We start from the raw sequence: 16,675 nt of genomic DNA on the forward strand, positions 1-16,675 counted from the left end.
CTCCCACAGGGATTGCACTGGACCTTGTGGGAGCGAGCTTGCTCGCGATGGGGGCGACTCGGTTTTAAAGAAAACGCAGGCTTAGAAATCCCGCTTGTAGAAGATGTCCAGCGAACTGGCCACGCCGCCAGCGGCTTCGAGGTAGACCTTTTTGCTCAGCTTGTAGCGCAAGGCAATGGTGTTGGCCGGTTCGAACACGCCAACGCCATAGCGCAGGCTGAGCTTCTCGGAAATATTGCCGCTGGCCACCACACTGGTGGCATCGCCACTGCCCTGGGTATCGAGCTGGAAGTCCTGGATGCCCAGGTTTTTGGCGATGCCGCTGGTCACACCGGAGCTGCCCATCAAGCCCAGACCGAGGGCGGCCTGGGCGAGCATGTTGTTGTCTTCGCCATTGCTGCTCAATGGACGCCCGAGCACCAGATAGGACAGGGCCTGCTCCTGGCTCATGGCCGGCTCGGAGAAGATCTGCGTGGTCGGCTGCTCGGCACTGCCACTCAATCGAATGCCGGCGATGATGTCGTCGGTCTTGCGAATGGCCTCGATGTCCAGGTACGGCTGATCGATGGGCCCGGCAAACAGCAAACGCGCCCGGCGCACCGAAAGCCGCTGGCCATAGGCGCGATAACGGCCGTCGTTGAGCCACAGCTCGCCACGGGTGTCCATGTTGTCGCCAATGTGCACATGCCCCTGCACATTCGCCGTCAGGCCAAATCCTGCAAAGCTCAGCTTGTCCTCGCCGACCACCACTTCGATGTCCATCTTCATTGCCAGCGGCGGTTTGCCCTCCTCGGTCTGCTGACCGACGATCACCGTGTCATCGGAGACCTTGACCGTCGACGGCGGCAACTCGCGAATGGTGATGTCGCCTTTGGGTACCAGCACTTTGCCGGCGATGGCCAGTTCATCGCCCTTCATAGAGATTTTCAGGTCCGGTGCGACTTCCAGCTTGGCGTAAGGCTCGACGGTGACCGGCAACTGCGATCCCTTGAGCGCCAGGTCCATCACCAGCGCCTGGCCCCAGGCGATGTTGCCGTTCAGGCTGCCCTGCCCGGCCTTGCCGCTGTTCCAGCCACCGTTCAATTGCACGTTTTCACCGGCGATGAGCGCTTGAACGTGCAGGTTTTTCAGCTCCATTGGCAATTCAGGCCCGGAGATCTGACCGTCGCTGAGTTGCAGGCTGCCATTGACCTGCGGCGCCAGCAGCCCACCGGAAATCGTGCCGCTGCCATTCAAGCGCCCGGTCAGCTTCTCGACCATCGGCACGAACGGCCGCGCCACCGACAGGTCCAGCCCGCTCAAGCGGAACGAGCCGCTCAACGGTTTGTTCTTTGGCAAGGGATTGAGCTGTGCCTGGACCATCAGCTCGCCGAGTTTGCCACCGACGAAATTGAGCTCGGTGTCGATGCGTTTGGGCGTGAGTTTGCTGGTGAGCTTCAGGGTCTGGTACGGGAAGTCCAGCCACTGGTCCTTTTCCTTGATGCGCAACGTGCCGCCGCCGGCATCGACGCTGACCTGGCCGTTCGGGCCACTGGCCGGCAGGTCCAGTTGCAGGTCGGCGTTGAGCCGGCCCTGCCAGGCGAAATCCTTCGGCAACCACTGCGCGAGGCTGTCGATCGGGAATTGCTTGAGGTGATAACGCAACTTCGGCTCGGGCATCAGGCGCGAGTCTTCCCCGCACAGGCTGGCCTGGCCGGATGCCCAGCAATGGGCACCAAAGTTGATTTTGCCGTCCGCCAGGCGTTCGAGTTTCGCCGGCCCTTGCAGCTTCCAGTCCTGGCCACCGGCCTGGATATCACCGCTGGCCAGGCGTCCGCGCCAATTGCCTTTATCCAGCGCACCGTCCAGACCCAGCGTCAGTTTCAGCTTCGGCCCTTGCAGGTCGAGGCTCAACTTCTGGTTCTTGATGTCGCCCTGGCCGCTGGCGGTCAGCGTTCCCAGTGAAGTATCGCCCGCCCGGATGCCGCTGCCCTTGAGGTCGATTTTCGCCCGTTGCGCACTGTCCAGCGTGGCGTCCAGGTTCAGGCTTTGCAGGCGATTGTCCTGGAAAGCCAGTTGCGAGCCTTGCAGGTCAAGCTTGCCCTGGGGCGCCTTGAGCGTGCCGGCGACATCCACGCGGCCATTGAGCTGGCCGCGCAGTTGCGGCCAGAGCTGGGCCAGGCGCGGCAGCTTGAGATCGATCTGGCCGGCGAGTTTCTGTTGCAGGCTGCCTTTGCCGCTGATGCTGTTGTCGCCGAGGCGAACTTGCAGGGCGTTGAGGTTCCATTGCTCGCCACGGCCATCGGCCTTGGCCTGGATCACCGCCGGCTGCCCGCGCAGTTTGCCCTTGAGGTCCAGGTCGGCATTGAGGCTGAGCACTTCGTTTTTCATCTCGCCCTGACTGCGCAACGGCCCGGCCAGCGTGCCCGGCAGCTCCGCGACCCAGTACGCAGGGTTGATCGCCGACAGGTCCAGCGCGGTGTCCCAGGCAATGCCGTCAGCGAATTGCAGGTTCAGGTGCCCTTCAGCCTTGCCCTGCCCGGCCTGGAGTTGAATCTGTTGCAGGTAGATTTTCGTCAGGTCGCCCGCGAAAGGGCTGGCCAGGGTGAAGGCGCCGGCCGGACCATCCGCCGCGGCGTCGAAATGACCGAGGTACTTGCCGTCGGTGTAAGACACCTCACCGTTGAAGCGGCGCAACGCCACCTCGGGCTCGTCGATCAACGGATAGAGACGGTGCCACGGGAAGTCCAGCCAGTCGATCTTCACCTCGGCGCTCAGGCCTTTGCTCCAGTCCAGAAGCCCTGTGAGCTTGAGGCTTTGCTTGTCGCTGGCGGTCAGGTCGAGCGCGGCGATCCGCGCGCCCTTGGCGTCGACCGTGCCTTGCAGCGCCAGTGCGACTGGCCCTTGCTCGGCGGGCAGTGTGGCTTTGCCGAGCAGCACGTAGCCGTTCTTCAGGTCGCCAGCGCCGGTGAGTTCAAGCTGATTGAGTTGCAGGGTGTCCGGCAGATCGGCACTGGGCTTGAAGCCGTCGGCGGTGATCCGCACTTTGGCCGGCAGGTTTTCCACCAGAGGTTGCAGTTCACCGGTCAGTTGCCCGTTGAGGTAACCGCTGCTGTCGGCTTTCAGGTTCAGGGTCTTGAGCAGGTCGCCGTCGACTTTCAGCGCCAACGCCAGGGGCTCAGGCGTCGACAACAGGGTCAGCTTGCCGGAGGCGCTGAGGGGCCAGTTGCCGGAGGGTTGCAGCAGGCCGGACAGGTTCAGGCTCAGGTCATCGCGCTGCAAAGACACCGCGTCGATCTTCAAACCGGCTGTCGTCCAGTGAGCCGCCAGTTGCAAGCCCTTGAGCTCTTCGCTGCCGTTGAACAACAGGCTGCCAACCTTGATCTCCCCCAGTTCGAGGGCCAACGGTAACTTGAGCTCCGGGAGCGTGATCGGGCCGCTGTCTGGCTCTTCGGCACCCGGCGGGAACGTCAGGCTGACCTGATCGGCCTGCAATTGCTCGATGCACAAGGTCATTCGGGTCAGGCACAACGGCGACCAGGCAAAAATCACTTTGCTCAGTTCAACCCGGTTGCTGTCCTGCTGCCACAGCACCCGGTCGGCACTCCACTGCCCGCCCAGCCGGCCCTGGAAGTTTTCCAGGGTCAAGCCGGGCACAAAACCCAATGCCCAGCGGCTGCCCGTCGCCGTGCCCAACACCGTGGCCAGCGTCAGGACGACCAGCATCAACAGCGCCGTCATCGTCAGCAGCGTTACTTTCAAACCACGCGTCACAGCTCAGGCCCCATGGAAAAGTGCAATCGAATGCCGCCATCGTCGTCCAGCGCGTGGGCCAGGTCGAGGCGGATCGGCCCCACCGGCGATACCCAGCGCACGCCGATACCGACCCCGGTCTTGAGGTTCGGCAGTTCGAGTGTATTGAAGGAGTTGCCCTGATCGACAAAGGTCGCGATCCGCCATTTTTCGGCGATGGAATACTGGTATTCCGCGCTGGCGGCGACCATGTAGCGGCCACCGATGCGGTCGCCGTCGGAGTTTTCCGGGGACAGGCTCTGATAGTCGTAGCCACGCACGCTCTGGTCGCCACCGGCGAAGAAGCGCAACGATGGCGGCACCGATTTGAAACCGTTGGTGGCACTGCCGCCAACCTGCACCCGCCCGAGGAAGCGGTGATTATCGAACACCGTGGTCAAGCCTTTGACCAGCGCCGTGCCGTAGATCAGGTTGCTGTCGGAACCCAGACCTTCCTTGGCCACTTTGGATTCGAATTGCAGGCGATAGCCGTTGTGCGGGTCGATGCGGTTGTCGCTTTTGAGGTACGAATAGCTCACACCTGGCATCAGCAAGTTACTCAGGCCCGAGTCGTCGCCGAGCTGGTAATCCTCGCGCTGCCATTTGAGCGATACCACCCGCTGCCAGCCGCTGGGCAACTTGCTGTGCCACTCGGGGCCGAGGGTCAACAGCTTGCTGTGGGTGTCGGTGCCGGCGATGTCCTCATTCTGATAGCCGCCGGCAAAACGCAGTTTGTCGGTCAGTGGCGGGTCCAGCGGAATGTCGTAGAACAACCCGACGTTTTGCCGAGGCGCCGAGACTTCGGTCTCCCAGCCATAACTGTGCCCTTGTGCGTTGACCCAGTGCCGGGTCCAGTTGGCCTTGGCCCGTGGACCGACGTCGGTGGAGAAACCCAGGCCCAGGCCCATGGTCCGGGGCTTGCGGGTTTCGAGTTTGACGTCCACCGGGATCGCATCGTCCTTGGACGCCGCAGGCGCCGCGTCCACCCGCACGCCTTCGAAGTAACCGCTCGACTGCAGGTTCTGATTGAGTTCGGCGATCAGCTCCGAGTCATACGGCGTACCGGCCTTGAACGGCACCATGCGTTGCAGCAGCTCGTCATCGAACGGCGTATCACCTTCGAAACTGACTTTGCCCAAGGTATAGCGCGGACCGCTTTCATAGATCAGTTCGATATCGGCGACGCCGGCACGGGGGTCGACCGACAATTTTGAACGGGTGAATCGGCCACTAAAAAAACCATAACGCGAAGCCTGATTCTGGATCAGGCGCTTGGCGTCCTCGTAATGCCCATGGTTGAGCACGGCGCCGGGTTTTAGCGCGTCGCTTTTGGGGACTCGAAAGGATTTGAGGGCGGCTGCCGGACCGTCGACACGCACCGTGACGTTGCGCAGATGCACCGGCTCGCCGGGGTCGACCTTCAGCACCAGGCGCGGCTTTTCGCCGCCCTTCACCTCGCTGTCGATGTGCGGCTGGTAATAACCCAAGGCCTGGGCGGCCTTGCGCGCCTGTTCTTCGGCGCCACGGCTGAAGCGCAGCAACGCTTCCTCATCGCGATCGCCGAGGCTGCCGATATAGCCTTCAATATTGGCTTTCAGCTCATCATTGGACGGTTTGATCCGTACATCCAATTCACTTTGTGCCAGCGCCGCACAGCTGGTCATCAGCATCAGTACGCCGCTGGTAATTCTTCCTGGAAACTTCATAGGCGCGGATGCTATCACGAGCATGGATCATGAACATGGAAGCGTGATAGAGCCTGACATGCAAAGAAAGTTCGCGGTTCAAGCCGTTGCTGTTTGTAACACCTGGGGATTGGGGTGAAAAAATACGTGCTCGCGAATCGGTCCTACAGCAACTTCACCGATTTCCTCATACCCCTGGCGCTTATAGAACTCCAGATAGCGAGGATTCCCGGTATCGAGGATCACGCCCTGTGAATTTTCATCCACTGCGCACCAGTTGTGCACGGCTTGTAACAGTTGCTCGCCGAAATGCTTGCCCTGGAACTGTGGATGCACCCCCAGCAATGGCAAGACATGCACCGAGTCGTTCGGCACACAGGCTTCCACGGCAGCGTGATATTCGAGGTAGCGACGGGTGCAGCGAAATCCCGTGCTGAGCACCATGCGCAGGCGCCAGGCCCAACTTTCGGTGACGCCGAGGCGACGTTGCGGCGGTGCGATCAGGGCGATGCCGATCAGGCGGTCGTTGACCAGCAGGCCGATGGCCGGCAGGTCCTGAAGAAAATGCTGGGTCACCAGCTCGCGCACGGTGGCGCGAACCCGCTGTTCATAGCCGGGGCGTTCGGCTTCGAACAGATAGCCGAAGGTCGGCTCGTGTCGATAAGCCTGGTACAGCAGCGAACGCGCTTCGCGGGCGTAGCCGCTGTCGAGCATGTGAATATCGGCGATGACGGTCGAGGTTTCGGGCATGACGGTTGATCTCCCCGGCACAGCTCGGGTGGCTGCGCTCTTGTTGTTACGAGCTGATCGGCGCTGACACAGTTCCTTACAGATTCGCAATCAGTGTAGGCAATGAAATTGCCTTCGCGAGCAAGCCCGCTCCCACAGGTGCCGTGGAGTGAGCAAATTCTGTGGACGATACAACCCACTGTGGGAGCGGGCTTGCTCGCGAAGGGGCCAGGACTGCCTACACAGATCTGACAGAACCCAGTAAATCCCCTCACCCCACACTGGCCCGATTCCCACATGTCAGCTAGCATCGCCCTTTTGCCAGGACTGCCGACCATGAAGATCGTCTCCTTCAACATCAACGGGCTGCGCGCCCGTCCCCATCAGCTGGCGGCGCTGATCGAAAAGCACCAACCCGATGTGATCGGCTTGCAGGAAACCAAGGTCCACGACGACCAGTTTCCCCTCGATGAAGTCAGAGCACTGGGCTACCACGTGTATTTCCACGGGCAAAAAGGCCACTACGGCGTCGCCCTGCTCTCGCGCCAGGAGCCGCTGGCCCTGCATAAAGGTTTCGCCACCGACGAAGAAGATGCCCAGCGGCGCTTCATCTGGGGCACCTTCGCCGACGCCAACGGCGTGCCGGTGACCATCATGAACGGTTATTTCCCACAGGGCGAAAGCCGCGACCACCCGACCAAGTTCCCGGCCAAGGAACGTTTCTACAGCGACTTGCAGCAACTGCTGGAAAGCCAGTTCAAGAACGACCAGCCACTGGTAGTGATGGGGGATGTGAACATCTCCCCGGAAGACTGCGACATCGGCATCGGCCCGGACAACATGAAACGCTGGCTGAAAACCGGCAAATGCAGCTTCCTGCCGGAAGAGCGCGAGTGGATGGCCCGCCTGAAGAACTGGGGCCTGGTGGACAGTTTCCGCCACCTGAACCCCGACGTGACCGACACTTTCAGCTGGTTCGACTACCGCAGCCGTGGCTTCGAAGACGAGCCCAAGCGTGGCCTGCGTATCGACCTGATCCTCGCCTCCCACGGCTTGCTGCCACGGGTGAAGGCTGCAGGTGTGGACTACGAACTGCGTGGCATGGAAAAACCTTCGGACCATGCGCCGATCTGGCTTGAGTTGAGCTGATCCTGTCTAACACAACTCGAATGTGGGATCGCCGCATCGCCGCTCCCACATGAGAAAGTGTCATTTTTCGGAAACCTTACTGACTTAATCTCCCGACACCTCCTTTGGTTATATAAGGTGCCGGCATGATGCTGCGCGTGTTGTTCCTGTTGTTGCTGTGCACGGGCTTGCCGCAGGCGGCCTCGGCCGGCGACTTGCCGACACCCGAACACGGCCCGGTGCTGCGGATTCAGGGCTCCAACACCATCGGTGCGGCATTGGGACCGGCGCTGGTCGAGGGCCTGCTCAGTGAACAGGGCCTGCGCAAGATTCACCGCGAAACCCCGGACACCGCCAACGAGCTGCGCATCGTCGGCGAAACCGTTCAAGGCCATCGGGTCGTGGTGGAGGTGGCGGCCCATGGTTCCAGCACCGGTTTCACCGCGCTGAAAACCGCCAGTGCCGATCTTGCCGCCTCGTCGCGCCCGATCAAGGACAGCGAACTGGCCAGCCTGCAATCCCTCGGTGACCTGAAAAGCCCGAGCGCCGAACAGGTCATTGCCATCGATGGCCTGGCGATCATCCTTCACCCGGACAATCCGCTGAACCAGCTCGACACTGTGCAACTGGCGCGTATCTTCAGTGGCGAGGTGAAGACCTGGGAAGACATCGGCGGCCGCGGCGGGCCGATTCATCTGTATGCGCGGGATGATCAGTCCGGGACCTACGACACCTTCAAGGAACTGGTCCTCAGTGGCCGTGGGAAAACCCTCGCCAGCGCGGCGAAACGCTTCGAGTCCAGCGAGCAACTCTCTGATGCGGTCAGCGCCGACCCACAAGGCATCGGTTTTATCGGTTTGCCCTACGTGCGCCAGTCCAAAACCGTGGCCATTGTCGACGGTCAATCGCAAGCCATGCTGCCGCTCAACAGCCTGATTGCCACGGAAGATTATCCGCTGTCCCGTCGGTTGTTCTTTTACCTGCCACCGACGGGGAAAAATCCCTGGGCCCAAGCGCTGGTGGCCTATGCCCAAAGCAGCAAAGGACAAGCGATTGTCGCCGCCAACGGGTTTATTGCCCAGACCGTCCAGGCCATGGCCGTCACGCCGAATGCGCTGATGCCCGAGGGATACCAGTCCCTCAGTCGTCATGCCCAGCGGCTGTCGGTGAACTTTCGCTTTGAAGAAGGCAGTGCCAGCCTGGACAACAAGGCGCGGCAAGACCTGACGCGCGTGCTCGACTATATAAAGCAGCAAGACAAAATGTCTGGGCAAGTGACGCTGGTAGGGTTTGGCGATGCCAAGAGTGACTCGGCACGCGCCGATCTGTTGTCGAAGTTGCGGGCCATGGCGGTACGGCGGGAGTTGGTGAAGAGCGGCGTGGTGTTTCGCGAGATTCGCGGATTCGGTGCCGAAATGCCGGTGGCGGCCAATAGCGCCGATGAGGGAAGGATCAAGAATCGGCGGGTTGAGGTTTGGGTGTATTGAGGTTGAGAGGGTGAATTTACTGACGTCATCGCGAGCAGGCTCACTCCTACAGGGATCGCAGTGAACCTGTGGGAGTGAGCCTGCTCGCGATGAACGATAACGCGGTCTTACTGTCCGCTACGCATCATCTCCTTCGGCACATATTTGCCGATTTCGAACTTGCCGATCGCCGCACGGTGCACTTCGTCCGGGCCGTCGGCCAGGCGCAGGGTGCGCTGCATCGCATACATGTAGGCCAGCGGGAAATCGTTGGAAACCCCTGCCCCGCCATGGATCTGGATCGCCCGGTCGATCACCCGCAATGCAACGTTTGGCGCCACGACCTTGATCTGCGCGATCTCGCTTTTCGCCACTTTGTTGCCGACGGTGTCCATCATGTACGCCGCTTTCAACGTCAGCAGGCGTGCCATGTCGATTTCCATCCGCGAGTCGGCGATCTTGTCGATGTTGCCGCCCAGGCGTGCCAGAGGCTTGCCGAACGCCGTGCGGTTCACCGAGCGTCTGCACATCAGTTCCAGCGCGCGCTCGGCCATGCCGATCGAACGCATGCAGTGGTGAATCCGGCCCGGGCCAAGGCGACCTTGCGCGATTTCGAAGCCGCGTCCTTCGCCCAGCAGGACGTTTTCGTACGGTACCCGGACATTTTCAAAGAGTACTTCGGCGTGACCGTGAGGAGCATCGTCATAGCCGAACACTGGCAGTGGACGCAGGATTTTTACCCCAGGGGTGTCGACCGGCACCAGAATCATCGAGTGCTGGGCATGACGTGGCCCGTCCGGATCGCTCAGCCCCATGAAAACCAGGATTTTGCAGCGTGGGTCGCAAGCACCCGACGTCCACCACTTCTTGCCGTTGATCACCCACTCGTCGCCATCGCGCACGGCACGGGCGGCCATGTTGGTAGCGTCGGAGGATGCGACATCCGGTTCGGTCATGGCGAATGCCGAGCGGATCTCCCCGCGCAGCAAGGGTTCGAGCCAGCGCTGTTTCTGCTCTTCGTTGGCGTAACGCACCAGCACTTCCATGTTGCCGGTGTCCGGTGCCGAGCAGTTGAACGGCTCTGGCCCCAACAGCGAGCGGCCCATGATTTCCGCCAGCGGCGCGTATTCGAGGTTGGTCAACCCGGCACCCAGTTCGGACTCAGGCAGAAACAAATTCCACAGGCCTTCTGCCTTGGCCTTGAGTTTGAGTTCTTCCATGATCGCGGTCGGCTGCCAGCGATCGCCTTCGGCGACCTGGCGCTCGAACACGGCTTCGGCGGGATAGACGTAGGTGTCCATGAACGCTGTTACGCGCTCACGCAGTTCCTGAACCTTGGGCGAATAAGCGAAATCCATGAGCGAGATACCTTCTTGGGGGAGGTTGTTTTAGGTCATGTATCGATGCTAGAACAGCGTTGATAATTTACCTAGCCTATTCTCGGCGTGTATAAACATTCATCACCGATATATGATCGGCTGATCGTCACGGTCAGTCCGCCCACACAATAAGAGAGCCGCGTAATGAATCTGAGCAAGGTCGATCTCAACCTTTTCATCGTCTTCGACGCGATCTACACCGAAGCCAACCTGACCCGTGCCGGGCAGATTGTGGGCATTACCCAGCCAGCGGTGTCGAACGCACTGGCCCGGTTGCGCGAGACCTTCAACGACCCGCTGTTCGTGCGCACCGCCCAGGGCATGGTGCCGACGCCCATGGCGCAGAACATCATCGGCCCGGTGCGCAACGCACTCTCGCTGCTGCGCGTGTCGGTGCAGGAAAGCCGCATTTTCAACCCGCAGCAAGCGGTCAAGACCTATCGCATCAGCATGACCGACCTCACCGAAGCGGTGATCCTGCCGCCGCTGTTCCAACGCCTGCGTCGCCTGGCGCCGGCGGTGATCATCGAAAGCTTCCTGTCCAAACGCCGTGAAACCACCAAGGAACTGGCGGCCGGTCGCCTCGACTTCGCGGTGGATGCGCCGCTCAACACTGACCCGCAGGTGCGTCACGTCAAGTTGATGGAGGACCGCTACGTGTGCGCCATGCGCAAGGGGCATCCGCTGGCGGGCAAGGAGAAACTCACGCTGGATGATTACCTGGGCCTGACCCACATCCATATTTCCAGCCGTCGCAGCGGCCTCGGCTATGTCGACCTGGCCCTGGGCAAGATGGGCATCCAGCGCAAGATCGCCCTGCGCTCCCAGCATTACCTGATGGCCTCGCAAGTGTTGCAACAGACCGACATGGTCATGACCGTGCCGGAACGCTTCGCCCGCCGAAACGACCTGCATGCCTTTTATCTGCCGGTCAACGATGTGCCGCCGGTGGAAACCCATCTTTACTGGCATGAAAGCACTGACCAGGACCCGGCGAACCGCTGGATGCGCGAGCAGATGATCGAGTTGTGCCAGCAGGTGACGGCGCAAGAGAAGAAGCTCGAGAAGGTGTAAGCCGTCACACCGCGTTATCGTTCATCGTCGGATCGCCGCCCGGCCAAGCCCGCTCCCACAGGTATCTTGGTCATGCACAGAAATGTGTACACCGAAAATCTTTGTGGGAGCGGCTTGCCCGCGATGAGGCCCGTCAGCACACAGAAAAACCCTGCCACTTGACGTAAACGTCAACCTGACATTAGCTTAGCGCCATGACCTTTTGCGAGCGCGCCCATGAGCAGCCAGACCTACAGCATTTCCGACCTCGCCCGCGAGCTCGACATCACCACCCGCGCCATTCGCTTTTATGAAGAGCAAGGCCTGCTCAGCCCCGAGCGCCGTGGCCAGGAACGCATTTACTCGCCCCGCGACAAGGTCAGCCTGAAGCTGATCCTGCGGGGCAAGCGCATCGGTTTCTCCCTGGCTGAATGCCGCGAGCTGATCGAGCTCTACGACCCGTCCAGCGGTAACACCAAGCAACTGCACAGCATGCTGGCGAAAATCAGCGAGCGCCGGGAGCAGCTTGAACAACAAATGCTCGACATCGAACAGATGAAACTGGAACTCGATACTGCCGAAGAGCGCTGCGTGCAGGCGCTGGAGCAGACGCTCAAGAACCAGGAAGTCATTCAATAAAACCCGCCCCCCTTGTAGGAGCGAGCTTGCTCGCGATGGTCGTTAACGATAACGCGTGTCTGCTGAATAAACGCGGTGCCTGGGAGTCCATCGCGAGCAAGCTCGCTCCTACAGGGTTTTCTGTTCATTCAGACAAATAAAACAGGTCGAACCCCATGCCCCTCCCCACCCACGTACGCATTGTCGAAGTCGGCCCACGCGACGGCCTGCAGAACGAGGCCCAGCCCATCAGTGTTACCGACAAGGTGCAACTGGTCGATGCGCTGACCGCAGCCGGGCTCGGCTATATAGAAGTCGGCAGTTTCGTGTCGCCCAAGTGGGTGCCGCAGATGGTCGGCTCCGCCGAGGTTTTCGCGCAGATCCAGCGTAAACCGGGCGTGGTCTACGGCGCGCTCGCCCCCAACCTGCGCGGTTTCGAAGATGCCCTCGCCGCCGGGGTCAAGGAAGTGGCCGTGTTCGCGGCGGCGTCCGAAGCGTTTTCCCAGCGCAACATCAATTGCTCGATCAGCGAAAGCCTGGAGCGTTTCGGGCCGATCATGGAGGCGGCCAGACAACATGGAGTGACTGTGCGCGGGTATGTGTCCTGCGTGCTGGGCTGCCCCTATGAAGGTAACGTCGCCCCGGAGCAGGTCGCCGTGGTCGCCCGCGAGCTGTATGCCATGGGCTGCTATGAGGTCTCGCTGGGGGACACCATCGGCACCGGCACCGCTGGCGCAACCCGCAGGATGTTTGAAGTGGTATCGAAGGATGTGCCCCGGGAGAAACTCGCAGGGCACTTCCACGACACCTACGGCCAGGCTGTGGCCAACATCTACGCCAGTCTGCTGGAAGGCATCTCGGTGTTCGACAGTTCCATCGCCGGTCTCGGCGGCTGCCCCTATGCCAAGGGCGCCAGCGGTAACGTCGCCACCGAAGACGTGGTTTACCTGCTCAACGGCCTGGGCATCGATACCGGAATCAACCTCGACGCCTTGATGCTCGCCGGTCAGCAGATTTGCGCAGTATTGGGTCGCCCTACCGGCTCCCGCGTGGCCAAGGCCCGCAGCGCACAGTGAGTGCGCTGAGTGTGTCCGGGTGTTACCGCTGTGTCTGAAACGTGGGCGTAAGCGAGTAACACGGAAACAAAATGTAGGGTTTTGCCTGAGGAGTAAAACCCTACAAATTCGCAAATCATTGTTTTTAAAGGATTTTATAAAGTTGGCACGCCTCCTGCTATATCTATCGCACAACAAGAATAAAAAAATTGCGGCAAACCTAATAAAAACAAGACGTAACGACTCTGACATAACAAAAACAACACGGCAGAGACGCAGCTAACAGATTTTTTTGGAGAAGATGTACTTTTCAGGGTGCTTTTCGGAGTTACCCGCAACCGGACAGAGAATAATAAAACTACCTTCAGGTAGCTCCCGTACTGGTTGGATCGCTCAGCGAGAAAGTAGATCAGCGCTCAAAAAAATACGTTTGCTCTTGATCCCGAATGGGGATCGCCAAAAACAGCGGTAAAGGGCAACGGTTGCCAAAAACAAAAACAGACCGACCCTCAATAATAAAAAAAGAGCACGCGCAACGAAAATTAAAGGGGAGCTTCGGCTCCCCTTTGTGCTGTCTGACGTTTGAGATTTCCGCAGCCCTTGGTAGGAGCGAGCTCGCTCGCGAAGAACACAAGGGCACCGCGTATTTCCAGACTGCACGCGTTATCGTTGACGTTCTTCGCGAGCAAGCTCGCTCCTACAGTCGGCCTTCGTCAGACCTGCTTGCTACGCAACTCCTCGATACTGATCTCGCGCATCCTGAATTTCTGGATCTTGCCGGTCACCGTCATTGGAAACTCCTCGACGAACTTGAAGTAACGCGGCGTCTTGAAGTGCGCGATGCGCTCCTTGCACCAGGTTTGCAGCTCTTGCTCGGTGGCGCTGTGGCCGGGGTGGAACTTGATCCAGGCGACGATCTCTTCGCCGTAGCGCGAACAAGGAATGCCGATCACCTGCACGTCCGCGACAGCCGGATGAGTGAAGAAAAACTCTTCCAGCTCCCGCGGGTAAATATTCTCACCGCCGCGGATGATCATGTCCTTGTTGCGCCCGGCAATGCACACGTAACCCTCGTCATTCATGCTCGCCAGGTCACCGGTGTGCATCCATCCTGCCTGATCGATGGCGTCCGCCGTGCCTTCGGGGTTGTTCCAGTAGCCGAGCATCACGCTGTAACCACGGGTGCACAGTTCACCGATGGTGCCACGCGGCACCAGGTTGCCCGCCTCGTCGATGATCTTGCTTTCAAGCTGCGGCTGGGTGCGGCCGACGGTAGTCACGCGCAGTTCCAGGTCGTCTGAAGGACCGGTCTGCAACGACACCGGACTGGTTTCCGTCATGCCGTAGGCGATCTGCACTTCGCTCATGTGCATTTCGCTGATGACCCGGCGCATCACCTCGATAGGACAGGTCGCGCCCGCCATGATCCCGGTACGCAGGCTCGACAGGTCGAATTCGGCACGCTGGGGCTGATCGAGCATGGCGATGAACATGGTCGGCACGCCGTACAGCGCAGTGGCTTTCTCTTCGGCGACGGTGCTGAGGGTCAGCAGCGGATCAAACGCATCGTTTGGGTAAATCATGGTGCTGCCGTGGGTGATACAACCAAGGTTGCCCATGACCATGCCGAAGCAGTGATAAAGCGGCACCGGGATCACCAGGCGATCGGCCGCGGTCAGGCCGAGGCTTTCGCCGACCATGTAACCGTTGTTGAGAATGTTGTAGTGACTGAGGGTCGCACCCTTGGGGAAACCGGTGGTGCCGGAGGTGTACTGGATATTCACCGGTTGATCGAAATGCAGGCTGTCCTGGCGCTCAAGCAGTTGCCCGACCGTCACGCTGCCCGCCAGATCGGCCAGTTGCGACCATGGCAGGAACCCCGACGGTGGCTGCGCATCCAGGCTGATGACGCCACGCAGTTCCGGCAACCGCTCACTCTGCAACTTGCCGATGGATTGCCCGGCCAGTTCCGGTACCAGGCCTTGCAGCATCGCGTGATAGTTCGAGGACTTGAAGGCCCCGGCACACACCAGCCATTGGCAGCCGGACTGCTTCAATACGTATTCGAGTTCGGAACTGCGATACGCCGGATTGATGTTGACCAGGATCACGCCGATTTTCGCGGTGGCAATCTGGCTGATGCACCACTGTGCACAGTTCGGCGCCCAGATGCCAAGGCGGTCCCCGGCTTGAAGCCCCAGAGCCAGCAGTGCTCTGGCGTGCAGGTCCGCGGCCTCGGCCAATTGCCGCCAGGTGTAACGCAGCTGCTGATGGCGCACCACCAGCGCCTCCCCGTCCGGGTACTGCGCAACCATGTTGTCAAACGCCTGGCCAATGGTCATCGCCAGCAAGGCTTTGTCCTGGGAACCACGGGTGTAACTGCGTTGCGGGCTTGCACTGGGTTGATCCATGACGACCCCTATTGTCTTTATTTATGGGCTACCGGCGGTCCCACAGGCGTGGTCCGCGTTCTATCTTGAACTGGCTCTACTCTCGCTCAAGTTGACGTTAACGTAAAGGGTGATTGACAGCCATTCGTCACAGGCTTACGTTAACGTAAAGGTGAGAACCCATTGACAGTCTCACCAACCGACAAAAAAGCCAAAAGGTGACCCATGAGCTATCCATCCCTGAACTTTGCCCTCGGTGAAACCATCGACATGCTGCGCGATCAGGTTCAGTCCTTCGTCGCCAAGGAGATCGCCCCGCGCGCCGCTCAGATCGACATCGACAACCTGTTCCCCGCCGACCTGTGGCGCAAGTTCGGCGACATGGGCCTGCTGGGCATTACCGTGCCGGAAGAGTACGGCGGTGCCGGCCTGGGCTACCTGGCCCACGTGGTGGCCATGGAAGAAATCAGCCGTGGCTCGGCATCGGTGGCGTTGTCCTACGGCGCGCACTCCAACCTCTGCGTCAACCAGATCAACCGCAACGGCAACCACGAACAGAAATCCAAGTACCTGCCCAAACTGATCAGCGGCGAGCACATCGGCGCCCTGGCCATGAGCGAGCCGAATGCCGGTTCCGACGTGGTATCGATGAAACTGCGCGCCGAAAAACGCGGCGACAAGTACGTGCTCAACGGCAGCAAGACCTGGATCACCAACGGTCCGGACGCCAACACCTACGTGATCTACGCCAAGACCGACCTGGAAAAAGGCCCTCATGGCATCACCGCCTTCATCGTCGAGCGCGACTGGAAAGGCTTCAGCCGCAGCAACAAATTCGACAAGCTCGGCATGCGCGGTTCGAACACCTGCGAGCTGTTTTTCGATGACGTCGAAGTGCCGGAAGAAAACATCCTCGGCGTGCTCAACGGCGGCGTGAAAGTGCTGATGAGCGGCCTCGACTACGAGCGCGTTGTCCTTTCAGGTGGCCCGACCGGGATCATGCAGGCGTGCATGGACCTGATCGTGCCGTACATCCACGACCGCAAGCAGTTCGGCCAAAGCATCGGCGAATTCCAGTTGATCCAGGGCAAGGTCGCCGACATGTACACCCAACTCAACGCCAGCCGCGCCTACCTGTACGCCGTGGCCCAGGCCTGCGAGCGCGGCGAAACCACGCGCAAGGACGCTGCCGGTGTGATCCTCTACAGCGCCGAACGCGCCACGCAAATGGCCCTCGACGCGATCCAGATTCTCGGTGGCAACGGCTATATCAATGAATTCCCGGCCGGTCGTCTGCTGCGTGATGCCAAGCTGTACGAAATCGGCGCGGGCACCAGTGAGATCCGTCGCATGCTGATCGGTCGCGAACTGTTTAACGAAACCCGCTAATCGGAGCTGTCC

At 60.4% G+C, this 16,675-nt stretch carries 11 protein-coding genes; 6 read left to right on the forward strand and 5 right to left on the reverse strand.

What is annotated here, in order from left to right; all coding sequences use genetic code 11:
* Nucleotides 1-81: 81 nt before the first annotated feature.
* The 3 genes from AC3ITY_RS22455 to AC3ITY_RS22465 form a co-directional block, all read right to left on the reverse strand.
* Complete coding sequence (locus AC3ITY_RS22455) at nucleotides 82-3,753, reverse strand: translocation/assembly module TamB domain-containing protein (RefSeq protein WP_489305034.1); 3,672 nt, start codon at nucleotides 3,751-3,753, stop codon at nucleotides 82-84.
* Complete coding sequence (locus AC3ITY_RS22460) at nucleotides 3,750-5,477, reverse strand: autotransporter assembly complex protein TamA (protein WP_489305035.1); 1,728 nt, start codon at nucleotides 5,475-5,477, stop codon at nucleotides 3,750-3,752. The genes AC3ITY_RS22455 and AC3ITY_RS22460 overlap by 4 nt, the downstream gene beginning before the upstream one ends.
* A gap of 78 nt (nucleotides 5,478-5,555) precedes the next feature.
* The gene (locus AC3ITY_RS22465; protein WP_489305037.1) at nucleotides 5,556-6,206 is read right to left on the reverse strand and encodes a GNAT family N-acetyltransferase; all 651 of its coding nucleotides are present in this window, start codon (nucleotides 6,204-6,206) and stop codon (nucleotides 5,556-5,558) included.
* A gap of 315 nt (nucleotides 6,207-6,521) precedes the next feature.
* On the opposite strand from AC3ITY_RS22465, the gene xthA reads away from it, so the two are divergent.
* Nucleotides 6,522-7,334, forward strand: a complete 813-nt coding sequence (xthA, locus tag AC3ITY_RS22470) for an exodeoxyribonuclease III (protein ID WP_007999540.1) — start codon at nucleotides 6,522-6,524, stop codon at nucleotides 7,332-7,334.
* Between the two features lie 125 nt (nucleotides 7,335-7,459).
* Nucleotides 7,460-8,800 (forward strand): substrate-binding domain-containing protein, encoded by a 1,341-nt coding sequence (locus tag AC3ITY_RS22475; protein WP_489305038.1) that lies wholly within the window; start codon nucleotides 7,460-7,462, stop codon nucleotides 8,798-8,800.
* A 107-nt stretch (nucleotides 8,801-8,907) separates the two neighbouring features.
* Here AC3ITY_RS22475 and AC3ITY_RS22480 read toward each other — a convergent pair whose 3' ends face one another.
* On the reverse strand, nucleotides 8,908-10,137 hold the full coding sequence (locus AC3ITY_RS22480) for an acyl-CoA dehydrogenase (protein WP_489305039.1): 1,230 nt from the start codon (nucleotides 10,135-10,137) through the stop codon (nucleotides 8,908-8,910).
* A 165-nt stretch (nucleotides 10,138-10,302) separates the two neighbouring features.
* Here AC3ITY_RS22480 and AC3ITY_RS22485 point away from each other — a divergent pair, with 165 nt between their 5' ends.
* The 3 genes from AC3ITY_RS22485 (at nucleotide 10,303) to AC3ITY_RS22495 (ending at nucleotide 12,905) form a co-directional block, all read left to right on the forward strand.
* Nucleotides 10,303-11,232 carry a LysR family transcriptional regulator gene (locus tag AC3ITY_RS22485; protein ID WP_489305040.1) on the forward strand — a complete coding sequence of 310 codons (930 nt, stop codon included), beginning with the start codon at nucleotides 10,303-10,305 and terminating at the stop codon, nucleotides 11,230-11,232.
* Between the two features lie 216 nt (nucleotides 11,233-11,448).
* Nucleotides 11,449-11,850, forward strand: coding sequence for a MerR family transcriptional regulator (locus AC3ITY_RS22490; RefSeq protein ID WP_460157330.1), 402 nt, complete (start codon nucleotides 11,449-11,451; stop codon nucleotides 11,848-11,850).
* Nucleotides 11,851-12,005: 155 nt separating this feature from the next.
* Entirely contained in the window at nucleotides 12,006-12,905 is a 900-nt protein-coding gene (locus tag AC3ITY_RS22495; protein ID WP_489305042.1) for a hydroxymethylglutaryl-CoA lyase, read from the forward strand.
* 692 nt (nucleotides 12,906-13,597) lie between these two features.
* On the opposite strand, the gene AC3ITY_RS22500 is transcribed toward AC3ITY_RS22495, so the two are convergent.
* Nucleotides 13,598-15,295 carry an AMP-binding protein gene (locus AC3ITY_RS22500; protein WP_489305044.1) on the reverse strand — a complete coding sequence of 566 codons (1,698 nt, stop codon included), beginning with the start codon at nucleotides 15,293-15,295 and terminating at the stop codon, nucleotides 13,598-13,600.
* 204 nt (nucleotides 15,296-15,499) lie between these two features.
* Here AC3ITY_RS22500 and AC3ITY_RS22505 point away from each other — a divergent pair, with 204 nt between their 5' ends.
* The gene (locus AC3ITY_RS22505) at nucleotides 15,500-16,663 is read left to right on the forward strand and encodes an isovaleryl-CoA dehydrogenase (protein ID WP_223459915.1); all 1,164 of its coding nucleotides are present in this window, start codon (nucleotides 15,500-15,502) and stop codon (nucleotides 16,661-16,663) included.
* Nucleotides 16,664-16,675: the final 12 nt, after the last annotated feature.

It is taken from the genome of Pseudomonas sp. GL_091, from assembly GCF_057837725.1.

What these genes read in the sequence shown, in the direction of transcription:
- AC3ITY_RS22460 (WP_489305035.1), bottom strand. Translation starts at nt 5,477, where the DNA reads ATGAAGTTTCCAGGAAGAATTACCAGCGGCGTACTGATGCTGATGACC.
- AC3ITY_RS22465 (WP_489305037.1), bottom strand. Translation starts at nt 6,206, where the DNA reads ATGCCCGAAACCTCGACCGTCATCGCCGATATTCACATGCTCGACAGC.
- xthA (WP_007999540.1), top strand. Translation starts at nt 6,522, where the DNA reads ATGAAGATCGTCTCCTTCAACATCAACGGGCTGCGCGCCCGTCCCCAT.
- AC3ITY_RS22475 (WP_489305038.1), top strand. Translation starts at nt 7,460, where the DNA reads ATGATGCTGCGCGTGTTGTTCCTGTTGTTGCTGTGCACGGGCTTGCCG.
- AC3ITY_RS22480 (WP_489305039.1), bottom strand. Translation starts at nt 10,137, where the DNA reads ATGGATTTCGCTTATTCGCCCAAGGTTCAGGAACTGCGTGAGCGCGTA.
- AC3ITY_RS22485 (WP_489305040.1), top strand. Translation starts at nt 10,303, where the DNA reads ATGAATCTGAGCAAGGTCGATCTCAACCTTTTCATCGTCTTCGACGCG.
- AC3ITY_RS22490 (WP_460157330.1), top strand. Translation starts at nt 11,449, where the DNA reads ATGAGCAGCCAGACCTACAGCATTTCCGACCTCGCCCGCGAGCTCGAC.
- AC3ITY_RS22495 (WP_489305042.1), top strand. Translation starts at nt 12,006, where the DNA reads ATGCCCCTCCCCACCCACGTACGCATTGTCGAAGTCGGCCCACGCGAC.
- AC3ITY_RS22500 (WP_489305044.1), bottom strand. Translation starts at nt 15,295, where the DNA reads ATGGATCAACCCAGTGCAAGCCCGCAACGCAGTTACACCCGTGGTTCC.
- AC3ITY_RS22505 (WP_223459915.1), top strand. Translation starts at nt 15,500, where the DNA reads ATGAGCTATCCATCCCTGAACTTTGCCCTCGGTGAAACCATCGACATG.